4 protein-coding genes and 1 pseudogene are annotated in these 16063 nt (G+C 67.7%); 2 read left to right on the top strand and 3 right to left on the bottom strand.

What is annotated here, in order from left to right:
• The first annotated feature begins 237 nt into the window (after positions 1–237).
• A pseudogene (locus tag AWC31_RS21690) lies at positions 238–11226 on the top strand (type I polyketide synthase).
• A 16-nt stretch (positions 11227–11242) separates the two neighbouring features.
• On the opposite strand, the gene AWC31_RS21685 reads toward AWC31_RS21690, so the two are convergent.
• Positions 11243–12322, bottom strand: a complete 1080-nt coding sequence (locus AWC31_RS21685; protein ID WP_085146043.1) for an NAD(P)H-dependent amine dehydrogenase family protein — start codon at positions 12320–12322, stop codon at positions 11243–11245.
• 237 nt (positions 12323–12559) lie between these two features.
• On the opposite strand from AWC31_RS21685, the gene AWC31_RS21680 reads away from it, so the two are divergent.
• Positions 12560–14395 carry an acyl-CoA dehydrogenase gene (locus tag AWC31_RS21680; RefSeq protein ID WP_067848179.1) on the top strand — a complete coding sequence of 612 codons (1836 nt, stop codon included), beginning with the start codon at positions 12560–12562 and terminating at the stop codon, positions 14393–14395.
• Positions 14396–14435: 40 nt separating this feature from the next.
• Here AWC31_RS21680 and AWC31_RS21675 read toward each other — a convergent pair whose 3' ends face one another.
• Both AWC31_RS21675 and AWC31_RS21670 read right to left on the bottom strand, forming a co-directional pair.
• Positions 14436–15587 carry an RNA polymerase sigma factor gene (locus tag AWC31_RS21675; RefSeq protein ID WP_085146042.1) on the bottom strand — a complete coding sequence of 384 codons (1152 nt, stop codon included), beginning with the start codon at positions 15585–15587 and terminating at the stop codon, positions 14436–14438.
• A complete protein-coding gene (locus tag AWC31_RS21670; protein ID WP_067848184.1) occupies positions 15588–15995 on the bottom strand; it encodes a YciI family protein in 408 nt (135 codons plus the stop codon).
• Positions 15996–16063 lie beyond the last annotated feature (68 nt).

The raw sequence follows: 16063 nt of genomic DNA, 5'->3' as shown, positions 1-16063 counted from the left end.
CTCCCAGTTCGGCCGGTCCCCCGATCCGGCATCTCACGTAGCGGCGCCCAACCTACCCCTTTGCCCGACACTGGAAACGAAGCCTCGCATACCTGAGGTTCACGTGCCATAGTGTGCGTCGACGGGGGTCCTCTGGAAGACACATTTCGCAACGGGTGCAATTTTTTGTGCCCCTTGCCGCTAACCTGACCGCCGAGTAAGTTACCGGAGCGTAACGTCAGAGGGAAGGGGCCTCTAATGGTTTCCGCCGAACTTCCGAACGAGCCTCCCCGCTTTGCCATCGTCGGCTACGCAGCGCGTTTCCCGGGGGCGCCGGACGCCGACGGGTTCTGGGACGTGTTACGCGAGGGTCGCGACGCGGTGTCGGAAATTCCCGATGACCGCTGGGACGTCGATGAATTCTTCGACCCGGAGCCCGGCGCGCCCGGCAAGGTCGTAACCCGCCGCGCGGGTTTCGTCGATGACGTGACCGGATTCGACGCGCCGTTCTTCGGCATGTCGACACGCGAGGTCAGGCTCATGGACCCGCAGCACCGCATCTTGCTGGAGACTGCGTGGCGCGCGGTGGAACATTCGGGTACCGCGCCAACAGCTCTCGCGAACACGAACACCGGTGTCTTCGTCGGTCTGGCGACCCACGACTACCTGGGCATGGCATCCGACGAGCTGACCTATCCCGAGATCGAGGCCTACATGGCCATCGGCACCTCGAATGCTGCCGCAGCCGGCCGGATCAGCTACCGGCTGGGCCTGCAGGGTCCTGCAGTCGCCGTCGACACAGCCTGTAGCTCGTCGCTCGTGGCGATACATCAAGCGTGCCAGGCGCTGCAGTTGGGCGAATGTGACCTCGCGCTGGCCGGTGGCGCGAACGTCCTGCTGACTCCCGCGACGATGATCACGTTCTCCAGCGCGCACATGTTGGCGCCCGACGGGCGGTGCAAGACTTTCGACGCGGCGGCGGACGGCTACGTGCGCGGCGAAGGATGCGGCGTGATCGTCGTCAAGCGCTTCGAAGACGCGGTTCGCGACGGTGACCGCATCCGGGCGGTGATCCGCGGCAGCGCGATCAACCAGGACGGCGCCTCGGGTGGTCTGACGGTGCCGAATGGTGTTGCCCAGCAACGGGTTATCGCCGATGCCTTGAAACGTGCCGATCTGGAGCCTCGCGACATCACATACCTGGAGGCGCACGGCACCGGGACATCGCTGGGCGATCCGATCGAGGCCCAGGCCGCGGGTGCGGTGCTCGGCGCCGGGCGCGATCCCGGCCAACCGCTGCTGATCGGCTCGGCGAAGACGAACATCGGACACCTCGAAGCAGCCGCGGGCATCGCAGGCGTCATCAAGGTCATCCTGTCGCTCGAGAACGAGACTTTGCCGAAGCACCTCAACTTCGAGAACCCGTCTCCGCACATCCCGTGGGACCGCCTGCCGGTTGAGGTGGTGAAGGAGACCGTTCCGTGGACACGCAACGGCAGGCCCCGCATCGCGGGTGTCAGCTCATTCGGGTTCGCTGGGACGAACGCACACGTCATCATCGAGGAAGCTCCCGAACCGCCTGCCGCGGAATCGGATCCGGCCGAGAAACCCGGGCCGGATGCCGCCGCGGCTGCGCGGTTCAGCGTCCTTCCGCTGTCCGCGCGTACGCCCGCCGCGTTGGTGCAGATCGCCGCGCAATACCGGGACTGGCTGCGCACACACCCGCAGGCCACCTTGGCGGACGTGTGCTTCACCGCCGGCGTGGGACGGGCACACCTCGAGCACCGCGCCGCACTGGTGGTCGATTCGCGAGATTCCGCGATCGAGCTGCTCGGCGCGCTCGCCGACGACCGCCCGGCGCCCGGCCTGGTTCGCGGAGAATCCCACGACACCCCGAAGACGGCGTGGCTGTTCACCGGTCAGGGCAGCCAGTACCCCGGCATGGCACGGGAATTGTTCGACACCGAGCCGGTGTTCGCCGAGACGCTGAAGCGCTGCGCGGCCGCGGTCGACGGCGTACTCGAAAAACCGTTGCTGGACGTCATTTTCGATCTCGACAGTGCAGATGCCGAAGAGACTCTGCGGCAAACGTCCTACGCGCAGCCCGCCCTGTTTGCGGTGGAGATGGGCCTGGCGCGGCTCTGGCAGTCGTGGGGCTTCGATCCGGACGTGGTGCTGGGCCACAGCGTCGGGCAGTATTCGGCGGCCTGCGTGGCCGACGTGTTCAGCCTGGAGGACGGCGCGCGGCTGATGGCCGAACGCGGCAGGTTGTTCGGCAGCCTGCCGGCGGGTGGCCGGATGGTTGCGGTGTTCGCCGCCGCCGAGCGGGTCGAGAGCCTCACCGACGAGTACCCGGCGCTTTCCGTCGCCGCCTACAACGGCGCCAACACCGTGCTGTCGGGCCCCGCACCAGACCTGGAGAAGGCCGTCGCCGGACTTGCCGCCGACGGCATCCGGTGCGACTGGCTCGACACGAGCCACGCGTTCCACTCCGCGCTGCTCGACCCGATCCTCGACGAATTCGAGGCGTACGCCGGGCAGTTCACGTTCAACGCGCCGCAACGGCTTCTCATCGACAACCGCACCGGTGCCGCGCTCGGCAGGAGCGTGAAACTCGATGGTGCCTACTGGCGCCGGCATGCCCGCCAACCGGTCGAATTCGCCAAGAGCGTGCGCACCCTGTCCGAGCTGAACTGCAAGGTGCTGATCGAGATCGGCCCGCGGCCGGTGCTCACGGCGACCGCGCTGAGCGCGTGGCCCGACCCGGCCACCGCGCCGCGCGCCATCACGTCGATGCGCCGCAACACCGCCGATCATCGGCAGATCATCGAAGCCGTCGCCGACGCGTACGTTTTGGGCCACGTGCCCGACTTCGCTGCCTTCCGGCAGCCGCACGCACGAAAGCTCGACCTGCCCACCTATCCGTTCGAGCGCCGCCAGTACTGGTTCTCCGACAACCGAAACGGTGAGCGGGAGAGCATCACCCCGCAGGCACCGGTCGCCGCACGCACCCAGGCCGTGCAGCTTCTCGAGGACGGCAAGATCGAGGAACTCGCGGCGCTGCTCGACGGTACCGACGGCGATCATCAAACCCTCGCGGTGTTGAGAAAGCTTGCGCAACAGCACAATCGGCAACGAACAACGCAATCCATCGCAGACGGCCGCTACGAGTTCCGTTGGGAGAAGTTCCAGGCTCCGCGCACCGCTACGGACGCAGACACCAAAGCCACCTGGATCATCGTCGGTGATGAGTCCCCGGCGGTGCAGCCGTTGGTCGACACGCTCACCGCACTCGGTCAGCAGCATCGATTCCTCGGCTTGCCGGCATCAGACGCCGACGAGCAACGGCTCGCCGACGCGCTGCGCGCCGCCGCGGCGGACGGCGGGAGCCTGCGCATCCTTCATGTCGCGGCTGTCGATGCGGACCAGAGCGCCAAGGCCGTCCCCTCGATGCGATCGCTGCTGCGGATGCAGCACCGAATCCTCGGCGGGACAAGGCGTCTCTTCCGCGCCACCGTCGCAGCAGAGGTCAGCGCACCGATCTGGATGGTGACCCGCGGCGGACAGCGGGTCACCGACACCGACACCGTGTCACCGGATCAGAGCTGCCTGTGGGGCTTCGGTCGGGCCGCAGCGCTCGAGCTTCCGCAGGTATGGGGCGGACTCGCCGATCTCTCCGGAGGTACGGCCGACGAATGGTCCCGGATCGTCGATGCCATCTCGGCGCCGCGCGCCTCGGCCAGGGAAGACCAGATCGCAGTGCGCGATGGCGCGGTCCACGTGCCCCGGCTGGTCCGACGAGGCGACCAACCGACCGGCGCTCCGCTCGAACTGCGCGATGACGCAACCTACCTGGTGACCGGCGGCCTGGGTTCGATCGGTAAGGAGATCGCCGGCTACCTGGCCGGGCACGGTGCGAAGCACGTGGTCTTGACCAGCCGACGCGCGCCCGGCGAGACCGCACAACACATCGACGCGCTGGCCGCACAATACGACTGCGAATTCCGGGTGATCACCGCCGATGTCGCCGACGCGCACGACGTCGCGCGTCTGCTGACCACCATCCAGGCTGAGCTGCCGCCGCTAGCCGGTATCGTCCATGCCGCCGGTGAGATCGGCACCACGCCGCTCGGCGACCTCGACTTCGACTCGCAACAAGCCGAGGTGGATCGAGTGTTCGCCGGAAAGGTCTGGGGTGCCTGGCATTTGAGCGAGGCCGCCGCCGACCTGAAGCTCGACTTCTTCATCAACACCTCGTCGATCGCCTCGGTCTGGGGTGGATACGGCCAGACCGCGTACAGTGCGGCGAACGCGTTCCTCGACGGGCTGGCCTGGCGGCTGCGTGAGCAGGGTATCGCCGGTATCAGCGTCAACTTCGGTCCGTGGTCGGCCGGTATGGCCGACGCGGAGGCCCGTGCGCGCCTGGAACAGCGCGGGATTCGCACACTGGCTCCGGCCGATGCCCTCGCGGGCCTGGCAGACGTCGTATCGGCCGCCGAGGCGGCCGGTCCGGTCCAAGGAGTGGTGGCCAGGATCGACTGGGCCCGATTCCTGCCGCTCTACCAGCAGGCGGGGCGACGGGCGTTCCTGTCGGAGTTGGAGCGCGAGGTGCCCGCCCTGTCGACGCCCACGGCGCCGACCGCGACCCCTTCGGGTAAGACCCAACTGGTCGAGCGGCTCACCAATGCCCCGGTGCAGCAACGCAAGAAACTTCTCACCGATCACCTGCGTGCCGCGGTGGCGGAGGTGACGCGGGTCGACGACGCGGAAATCCGTGAGGACGCCGGGTTCTTCGACCTCGGCATGGATTCGCTGATGGCCGTCGAGTTGCGGCGCCGCATCGAACAGGGTGTGGGCCACGAGATTCCCATCACGCTGGTGATGGATCACCCCCGGATCTCCGACGTGGCCGACTACCTGCTCGGGGAGGTGCTCGGCCTCAACGACCAGGCATCCGCGAAGAAGCCTGTGTCGACGGCCACGACGCGCACGGACGAACCGATCGCGGTCGTGGCGGTGTCGTGCCGATTCCCCGGCGCACCCAACCCGGAAGCCTTCTGGGAGGTGCTGTCCGGCGGTATCGACGCGATCCGGGAGGTTCCGGAAGATCGCTTCGACATCGACGAGTTCTACGACCCCGATCCGGAGACCGCGGGCAAGACCTACACGCGCTTCGGCGGATTCCTCGACGGTATAGACGGATTCGACCCGGAGTTCTTCGGCATATCCCCGCGCGAGGCCGTCTGGATCGAACCCCAGCAGCGGCTGATGCTCGAAACGGTGTGGGAGGGCCTCGAACGAGCCGGCTATGCGCCGTCCGCACTGCGCGGCAGCCGAACCGGCATCTTCGCAGGCGTGGCCGCCAACGAGTACGCGCACCTGCTGTCGTCGGAATCCATCGACAAGATCGAGCCGTACTTCATCACCGGCAACGCCCTCAACGCCATCTCCGGGCGCGTTGCCTTCGCGCTGGGTTTCGAAGGCCCCGCAGTGGCAGTCGACACCGCGTGCAGCTCGGCGTTGGTCGCGGTCCACCAGGCCTGCCAGGCATTGCATGCCGGCGATTGCGATCTGGCCTTGGCCGGCGGGGTGAACGTCCTGCTGAGCCCGGTGACGGTCGTCGCCGCATCACGTGCGCGAATGCTCTCCCCCGTCGGGCGCTGCAAGACGTTCGACGCCTCCGCGGACGGCTACGTGCGCAGTGAGGGCTGCGGCATTCTCGTACTCAAGCGGCTCAGCGACGCACAGCGTGACGGGGACCGTATCTGCGCGGTCATCCCCGGAAGCGCGGTCAACCAGGACGGCGCATCCAGTGGGTTGACCGTTCCCAATGGTGGTGCGCAGCAACGCCTTATCGGGACGACGTTGGCTCGTGCGGGTTGGACCGGCGGCGATGTCGATTACCTCGAGGCACACGGGACGGGCACCCCGCTGGGTGACCCGATCGAGGTTCAGGCGGCCGCGGCCGCCTACGGCGACGCGCGGGAGGCGGACCGGCCACTGCTCATGGGATCGGTCAAGACCAATATTGGTCACACCGAATCCGCTTCGGGCGCAGCGGGTCTGATCAAGGTCGTGCTGTCGTTGCAGCACGAGGTGTTGCCACAGAGCCTGCACTTCGACAATCCGTCGCCCCACATCCCGTGGGATTCCCTGCCGGTGCGCGTGCTCGACAAGGCCGTTCCGTGACAGGCCAACGGCAGACCACGCCGCGCGGGCGTCAGCTCCTTCGGATTCACCGGCACCAACGCGCACGTGCTGATCGAGGAGCCCCCGACGCCGTCGGCCGCCGACGACGCGGCAACCCCCGAGCCCACGGAGCCCGACGCCCACGCTCCCGTCCATGTCCTCGCCCTGTCCGGGCGGTCACCGGAAGCACTCGTCGAACTGGCGCGGCGGTATGGCGCCTGGCTCGGTACCCACCCCGATGTCGACCTCGCCGACGTCTGCCGCACCGCGGGCACGGGCCGCTCGCACTTCGAGCATCGCGCCGCGCTGGTGGTGGACTCGATCGAGCGCGCGCGTCAGGGGCTGGACGATCTGGCCGAGAACCGCACGCGCCCTGGTGTCGTGCGCGGTGAGCACACACACCACCCGACGACCGCGTGGCTGTTCACCGGACAGGGCAGCCAGTATCCCGGGATGGCGCGTGAGTTGTTCGACGCCGAGCCGGTTTTCGCCGAAACCGTGAAACGCTGCGCCGACGCGGTCGACGGCATCTTGCCCCACCCGTTGCTCGACGTGATGTTCGCCACCGATCGCGAGCTCGGAGACCGCCTGCGGCACACGTCCTTTGCGCAACCGGCACTCTTCGCCGTCGAGATGGGCCTGGCCCGGCTGTGGCAGTCCTGGGGTATCGAACCCGACGTGGTGCTGGGCCACAGCGTGGGCCAGTACGCGGCGGCATGCGTGGCCGGAGTGTTCAGCCTCGAAGACGGCGCACGGCTGATCGCCGAGCGCGGCCGGTTGTTCGGCAGCCTCCCCGACGGCGGGCGCATGGTCGCGGTCTTCAGCGACGCCAAGCACGTCGAGACGATCGCGGGCGAATTCCCGCGTGTGTCGGTCGGTGCCTACAACGGACCCAACACCGTGCTGTCCGGCCCAGCCGAGGACCTCGAGCGAGCGGTCGCCAAGTTCGAGGACGAGGGGATCCGCTGCACGTGGCTGCAGACCAGCCACGCCTTCCACTCGGAGTTGCTCGATCCGGTGCTCGACGAGTTCGAATCCTTCGCAGCGCAGCTGCAGTTCAATGCCCCCACGTTGCCGCTGGTCTGCAACCGCACCGGCGCCGTCCTCACGGCCCAGAACCCGATCGACGCTCAATACTGGCGGCGCCATTCCCGCCAGCCGGTCCAGTTCGCGGAGAGTGTGCGCACCGTGGCGGCGCTTGGCTGCTCGGTCTTGATGGAGATCGGTCCGCAACCGGTGCTGACCGGGGCAGCCGTGCAGGTCTGGCCCGAGCACCTGCCCGCGCCGCGGGCGATCGTCTCGCTGCGCAAGGGTATCGATGATCGGCGCCAGATCGCCGATGCGTTGGCCGCGGCCTACGTCGGCGGTCACCGACCGGATTTCGCTGCGTTGCACCGCCGGTCCGGCCGCAAGCTGGAATTGCCGACCTATCCGTTCCAGCGCCGCCGCTTCTGGCCCAAGTCCGCGGCCATCACGGTCGACGGCCCCGCCGGGTCGGGAATCCTCGGCAGCGGCAAGGATCTGGCGTCCGGCGACTCGATCTACACCAGCAGACTGTCGGTCAGGTCGCAGCCGTGGCTGTCCGATCACGTCATCTACGGCACCGTCGTCGTGCCCGGCGCGACGTATGCCGCCATGGCGCTGGCCGCGGTCGGAACCCCGGCGCACGCCAGAGACGTCTTCTTCTACGAGCCGATCATCCTGCCGGAGAAGGCGTCTCGTGAGGTGCAGCTGACGCTGCATCCCGTGCACGACGGGGAGTGGAAGTTCCAGGTGCACAGCCGTCCGTACGGCGAACGCGGCGCCGAATGGTCGTTGAACGCCGAGGGAACCGTCGTGAGCGGTGCCGCCGACGACGGCGACGAGCCCGCCGCCGAGGACGCGGCGCCGATCGACGAAGCGATCGAGCGGATGAATCGCATGCGTCCGCAGGAGCTGTTCGAGACCTTCGCCGACTTGGAACTGGCCTGGGGCCCAACGTGGTCCGGTTCGCTGAAGTCGCTGTGGCTCGGTGACGGCGAGGCCGTCGGCGACATCCTCGTCGGGGAGGAACTCGCCGAACAACTCGGGTCGGAGCCGATGCACCCGGTGCTGATGGACCTGTGCACCGGGGTCGCCTTCCCCGCATTCCCCGCACTTCTCGCGGCCGAACAGGGCGTCAACGACCTGTTCCTGCCGCTGCGGTACGGGCAGGTGACGTTGAAGGAGAAGATGCCTCGGCGGTTCTACTGCCGGGCACGCTGGCATGAAAGCGCCCTCGACAGCGAAACTCAGGTGTTCGATCTCGACTACCTCGACCGAGATGGCCGTCATCTGGGCGGCATCCGCGAGTTCACGGTCAAACGCGCACCGCGCGAGGCGCTGCTGCGCGGCCTCGGCGGCGATGCCACGCGATTGCTCTACACCCTCGGCTGGCATGAGGTTTCGCCGCCGCAGGCCGATGAGACCGGCACGCCCGGCGGCACCTGGCTGATCGCCGGATTCGACGAACTGGCCGCGAACGTGCCGGGGTGCATCCCATTCGACGCGAGCAGCGTTTCCGAGCGACTGGGACAGGTGCTGGCTCAGGCCACTGAACGTGGTGTGCCGTTCTCCGGCGTCGTGTGGCGCGCCGCCGGTCCGGCCGCCGCGGAGTCCAGCGCCGAGGCCGCGGCCCGGCTCGAAGCGGAGATCGCGAACCTTCTCGACGCCGTGCACACCGTGCAGGGCGGCCTGAAGCTTCCCAACGGCCTGTGGATCGTCACCGAACGTGCCGTGGCCACCGAGTCGGGCGAGCCGGTCGACCCCGTGCAGGCGTCGCTGTGGGGTTTCGGCCGCACCACGATCAACGAGGAACCTGCGCTGCGCGCCAGGCTCGTCGATTGCGACGGCTCACCCGAGGCCGTACGAGCGCTGACCGATCTGTTGGCCACGCCGGTGGAGGAACCGGAACTCGCGGTGCGCCAAGGAAAACTGCTCGCCTCGCGCCTGCTGCCGTGGGCACGCAGCGGCAACCTCACGGTGCCACGCGGCGGCGACTACGCCCTGGCGCCCACCGAACGCGGCGCGATCGACAACCTCCGGATCACCGAGAAGGACGTGCCGCCACCGGACGAGGGCTACGTGCAGGTCCGCGTCGAAGCAGCCGGCCTGAACTTCCGCGACGTGCTCAACGTCCTCGGCTTGTACCCCGGCGACCCGGGCCCGATCGGTGGCGACTTCGCCGGCGTCGTCACGCAATTGGGCGAGGGCGTCACCGGAGTCGAAGCGGGCCAGCGCGTCTACGGATCCATGCAGGGCGCGTTCTCCAGCCGGTTCAACGTGCCCGCCCAGTTCCTGGCGCCGATCCCGGACGGGGTGAGCGCGGTCGAAGCCGCGACCATTCCCGCCGCGGCGTTGACGGTCCGGCTCGCGTTCGACTGGGCACAACTGAAGCCGGGCGACAAGGTGCTCATCCACGCCGCGAGCGGCGGTGTGGGGCTGGCGGCCATCCAGATGGCCCAGCAATGCGGGGCCGAGGTGTTCGCCACGGCCAGCACGTTCAAGCGTGCGACGCTGCGCACGCTGGGCGTGAAGTACGTTTACGACTCGCGCACAACGGAGTTCGCCGACCAGATCCTGGCTGACACCGGCGGCGCCGGCGTGGACGTGGTGCTGAACAGCCTGACCAGCGAGGGCTTCATCGAGGCGACGCTGAAGGCCACCGCCCAGAACGGACGCTTCGCCGAGATCGCCAAGCGCGACATCTGGTCACCGGAGCAGATGTCGCAGGCCCGGCCCGACATCGCCTACGAGATCGTCGCGCTGGACACGGTGATGTTCACCGAACCCGACCGTATTCGCGACTTGCTCACCGAGGTGTCAGAGGGCCTTGCCGGCGGTACCTGGAAGCCACTGCCCGCCGAGATCTACCCGCTGACCGAGGCGAGGACCGCATTCCGTCGCATGCAGCAGGCGCGGCACATCGGCAAGATCGTCGTGCAGATCCCGAATCCACTGCAGCCCCGGCCCGATCGCAGCTACCTGATCACCGGCGGGCTCGGCGCGATTGGCCTGCACACCGCGTCGTACCTGGCGCAGCGCGGTGCCGGTGACATCGTGTTGACGAGCCGGCGTGCTGCTGACGCCGACACGCAACAGGTCATCGACGAGATCACCGACCGCTACAAGACCCGCATCCACGTCTTCACCGCCGATGTGGGCGAGGAGTCCGAGGTTGCCGAACTCTTGGAGCGGATCCGCGCGGAGTTGCCGCCGCTCGCCGGCATAGCTCATCTGGCCGGTGTGCTCGATGACGCGTTGTTGGGTCAGCAGGACCTCGAGCGGTTCCGGACCACGCTGTCGCCCAAGGCCTTCGGGGCTCTACACCTCGACCGGTTGACGAACGACGACGAGCTGGACTTCTTCATCGTCTCGTCCTCGGTGTCGAGTCTGTTCGGTTCGCCCGGTCAGTCCAACTATGCGACGGCCAACGCACTGCTCGACGGCCTCGTCGCGCGGCGAAGGGCGCAGGGATTGCCCGCAACGGGCGTCAACTTCGGCCCATGGGCGCAGGGCGGCATGGCGTCGTCGGAGGCCGCGACCGCCAATATCAGTGCGCAGGGCCTGATTCCACTGGAACCGTCGGCCGCGTTGAGCGCACTGTCTGAGGTCGTCGCCAACGGAACGGGCCAAGCCACGGTTCTCAAGGCCAACTGGCAGCGGGCCGCGAAGGTGCTCGGCAGTTCACGGCCACCGATCCTCGACCTGGTGCTGCCGAGTGCCGTCGGCGAGGTCACCGGTGACAGTGAGCTGCTCAAGAAGCTCATGGACATACCGGTGCCGCAGCGCGCCGGCTTCGTGACCGAGTTCCTCCAGCGGGAGGTGCAGAACTTCCTGCGCCTCGCGCAACCACCCGCCGCGACGAGCCGATTCCTCGACCTCGGCACGGACTCACTGATGGCGATCGAACTCCGCAACCGGCTGCACAGTCAGTTCGGCGGCAAGTTCACGATCAACGCGACCGCGGTGTTCGACTATCCGACCATCGGCGGGCTCGCGGAGTACCTCGTGGGCCAGCTGCCCGATGCCGAGAACTGAGCTCGGCAGACATATGTCAGGCCCAGCGCGTCGCTTCGACCTCGGCCGGCAGCGGTGGGTGTAACGGCACGTCGAGTCCGTCGTAGATCCCGGGCTTCTGCGTGGCCAGCCAGTCGATCGCACCGAGCAGCCGGTTGGCCGCGGTCGTGTTGCCGCCGTCGGCCCTGGTGCCGCCCGGCACGTCGGCGCGCACCACGATGCTCAGCTGCGGGTCACCGTCGATGATCACCCGGTGATCGCCGACGCCCTGGTCGGGTTGCGGCCACTCCGGTGCGCAGGCCGGGTCGATGCGGGTGATGTGGTCGACGACGACTCGTTCGACGCCCTGCGACCAGCCGATGACCTGCACCCGGAAGGCCCCCTGGGTGCCCTTCTCGAAGCGGCCGAGCACGTTGTCGACGGATTCGTCGAGCGGCAGCCGCTCGACCTTCTCGGTGATGTCGTCGATCTCCATACCCAGACCGCGGCCGATCAGCCGCACATTGCCGCCCCACACCATGGTCGGGATCGACGGCAGCAGCATCATCGGGACGTCGTCCATCGAACCGCCGAACCCGCACAGCACCCGAACGGCGTGCGGTTGGTTGTAGGTCGAGTAGTCGAAGATCTCCTGGCACCGGATGGACCGGATGCGCGTGCACAACCCTGCGGCCGTCACCGCGAGGGCGTCGTTGGCCCAACCCGGGTCGACGCCACTGACCAACAGCGCGGCGTTGCCTGCCACGGCGGCGTCGGTGAGCCGCTCGACCCACTCGGGCGGCGCCGAGGCCGGGTCGTAGAGCGAGTACAGCGACGGGGTCACCACATGTTTGCCAGAACGTAGGCAACGCGCGATTTCCGCGATCGCCTCCTCGTGCCGGATGTCGCCGGAGGACATGTAGGCCACGGCGTCGCATTCGGCCAGCGCGGCGTCGATGTCGTCGGTGGCCGTGACGCCGGTCGCCTGATCGAGCCTGGCAAACGTCGCGGCGTCCCGACCCGCCTTGTCCTGCGATGAGGTGATGACGGCGGCCAGTTCAAGGCCCGGAAACGCGACCGCCGACCGGATCGCGGTTGCCCCCATATTGCCTGTGCCCCACACGGCGATCCGACGCATCCGCTCACCCTAGCGGGCAGCTTCGTGATGATCCTCACAATCGCGGAAAAGCGCAGCTCAGCGCGCTGAAGCGAGGTTGGTACGAACTTCGATCAACCGCTGGGTTGGTTAGGCCAGGGAAATTGCTCGCGTTCGCTTTGCGTTGAAGTTACTGGACGGTATAGTTGGCCCCAGTTACTGGTGGGTAACTTATCCGGAGTACCCAACCTCAAGTGGCATTCTCACCGAGGAGGAATTGTGAGCCACTACAAGAGCAATGTCCGTGACCAGGCCTTTAACTTGTTCGACGTTTTCGGCGTGGACAAGGCGCTCGGTACCGGCGACTACAGCGACCTCGACGCCGACACGGCCCGCGAGATGCTCAACGAGATGGCTCGCCTGGCCGAGGGACCCATCGCCGATTCGTTCGCCGAGGGCGACCGCAATCCGCCGGTGTTCGATCCCGACGCCCACACCGTCACCCTGCCCGAGGCGTTCAAGAAGTCGGTCCGCGCCGTGCAGGAAGCCGGCTGGGACCGCGTAGGCATCGAAGACGAGCTCGGCGGCGTTGCCATGCCCAAGGCTCTCGTCTGGGCCCTGCACGAGCACATCCTCGGCGCCAACCCCGCCGTGTGGATGTACGCCGGCGGCCCGGGCTTCGCGAGCATTTTCTACAAGCAGGCCACCGAAGAGCAGAAGAAGTGGGCCGAGATCGCCGCTGAGCGCGGCTGGGGCGCCACCATGGTGCTCACCGAGCCCGACGCCGGTTCCGACGTGGGCGCGGGCCGCACGAAGGCCGTCAAGCAGGACGACGGCTCGTGGCACATCGACGGCGTGAAGCGGTTCATCACCTCCGCCGACTCCGATGACCTGTTCGAGAACATCTTCCACCTGGTGCTGGCCCGCCCCGAGGGCGCAGGCCCCGGCACCAAGGGTCTGTCGCTGTTCTTCGTGCCGAAGTACCTGTTCGACTTCGAGACCGGCGAGCTGGGCGAGCGCAACGGCGTCTACGTCACCAACGTCGAGCACAAGATGGGCCTGAAGGTTTCGGCCACGTGTGAGCTGACCTTCGGCCAGCACGACAAGCCTGCCAAGGGCTGGCTGGTCGGCGAGGTGCACAACGGCATCGCGCAGATGTTCGACGTCATCGAGCAGGCCCGAATGATGGTGGGCACCAAGGCCATCGCAACCCTGTCGACCGGCTACCTCAACGCTCTTGAGTACGCCAAGGAGCGCGTGCAGGGTGCCGATCTGACCCAGATGATGGACAAGACCGCGCCGCGCGTCACCATCACCCACCACCCCGACGTGCGTCGCAGCCTGATGACCCAGAAGGCCTACGCCGAGGGCATGCGTGCGCTGTACCTCTACACCGCGACCTTCCAGGACGCGGCGGTCGCCAAGGCCGTGCACGGCATCGAGGGCGAACTCGCCCACAAGGTCAACGACCTGCTGCTGCCGGTGGTCAAGGGCTTCGGCTCCGAGCAGGCCTACGCCAAGCTCACCGAGAGCCTGCAGACCTACGGCGGATCGGGCTTCCTGCAGGACTACCCGATCGAGCAGTACATCCGCGACGCCAAGATCGACTCGCTGTACGAAGGCACCACGGCCATCCAGGCCCAGGACTTCTTCTTCCGCAAGATCGTTCGCGACAAGGGCCAGGCGCTGGCCTACGTCGCCGGCGAGATCGAGCAGTTCATCAAGAACGAGTCCGGCAACGGCCGGCTGAAGACCGAGCGTGCGCTGCTGGCCACCGCGCTGGCCGACGTCCAGGGCATGGCCGCCTCGCTGACCGGGTACCTGATGGCCGCTCAGGAAGACCAGGCCAGCATCTACAAGGTGGGCCTCGGCTCGGTCCGGTTCCTGCTGTCGGTCGGCGACCTGCTGCTCGGCTGGCTGCTGGCCCGCCAGGCCGCGGTGGCGATCGAGAAGCTCGACGCCGGCGCCACCGGGGATGACCGCGCCTACTACGAGGGCAAGATCGCAGCCGCATCGTTCTTCGCCAAGAACTTCCTGCCGCTGCTGACCAGCACCCGTCAGGTCATCGAGACCATCGACAACGACGTGATGGAACTCGACGAGGCCGCGTTCTAAAACCGCTCAACCGATGAGGCCCCCGGGAAACCCGGGGGCCTCATTTGTTGTGCGTGCGCAGGGTCGCCGCCTTGAGCGTCAGGTGATTACGCTCGGCGACGTTGTCCGCCTGTGCGGCGGCCTCGACGTAAAGCCGTACCGCCGTGTCGAATTCGCCCGCGCGCTCATGCAGATACGCGGCCGCGGCGGTATGGCGGGGCAACGCCGGGTCGAGCTCGGCGAGCGCCGCGAGGCCGGCCTGCGGTCCGTCCGCCTCGCCGACGGCAACGGCGCGGTTGAGCCGCACCACGGGGCTGTCGGTGAGCAGCACGAGTTCGTCGTACCACTCGACGATCTGCACCCAATCGGTTTCATCCGCGTGCTGCGCGTCGGCGTGCAGCGCCGCGATCGCGGCCTGCGCCTGGTACTCCCCGAGCCGGTCGCGAGCCAGCGCGCGCTGGAGCACGTCCACCCCCTCGGCGATCAGGTCGCGCCGCCACAGGCTGCGGTCCTGCTCGGCCAACGGCACGAGGCTTCCGTCTGCGCGCGTGCGGGCCGCGCGCCGGGCATGGTGCAACAGGAAGAGCGCGAGCAGCCCGGCAACCTCGGGATGGTCGGTGCCTGCGGCCAATTGCCTGGCCAACCGGATCGCCTCGGCGGCGAGGTCGACATCGCCGCTGTACCCCTCGTTGAACACGAGGTACAGCACCTTCAGGACCGTGCGGAGGTCACCCGGCTGATCCAGCCGGACCTCGCTGACGGTGCGTTTGGCCCGGCTGATCCGTTGCGCCATGGTCGATTCCGGGACGAGGTAGGCCTGGGCGATCTGGCGCGTGGTGAGCCCGCCGACAGCCCGCAACGTGAGGGCGACGGCCGACGCGGAGCTCAGGCTCGGGTGTGCGCACAGGAAGTAGAGCGCCAGCGTGTCGTCCACTGCTGCGGTCGGCCCGGGCGGTGGTTCATAGGAAACCTGGTCTTCGCGGCGGCGCCGAGCGACATCGGATCGAACGAGATCGACGAAACAGTGCCAGGCGGTGGTGATCAACCACGCCTTCGGGTCGTCAGGGGGCTGGTCCGGCCACGTCCGAACGGCTCGAACCAGCGCCTCCTGAACGGCGTCCTCGGCAGTCGCGAAGTCTGCCCCGCGGCGGACGAGTGTCGCCAAGACCGCGGGGATCAAGTCCCGCAGGCGCGCGTCGTCCACCGCGGTCATCTAATCGGTGACCGTCGGCGCAGCGTGAAAGAACGGCCGGACCTCCAGCCACTCATGAATGGGCTTACCGCCCGCGCCGGGTGCGGCCGACAGCTCGCCCGCCAATTCGACTGCGCGCTCATAGGAGTCGACGTCGATGATCATCCAGCCCGCGATCAGGTCTTTGGTCTCGGCGAACGGTCCGTCCGTCACCGGAGGTTTGCCTTCGCCGTCGTAACGCACCCATGCGCCTTCCGGGGCGAGGGCCTGGCTGTCCACGTACTCGCCGCTGGCTTCGAGCCGGGCCGCGAAATCGTTCATGTACTTGAGGTGAGCTTGGACTTCTTCGGGCGCCCACTGATCCATCGGCACGTCATTGACGGCCGCAGGCGCGCCCCGATAATGCTTGAGGAGCAGATACTTGGCCATGTTGTTCTCCCTTCAGGTTCGCGACCCTAGTTGGTCGCGTCACCCCTGGGACGGAACCGCGACGAGGT

It is taken from the genome of Mycolicibacterium wolinskyi (assembly GCF_002101965.1).
GTDB lineage: Bacteria > Actinomycetota > Actinomycetes > Mycobacteriales > Mycobacteriaceae > Mycobacterium > Mycobacterium wolinskyi.
Note: the sequence above shows the minus strand (reverse complement) of the source record. Positions and strands in the feature narration are given on the sequence as shown.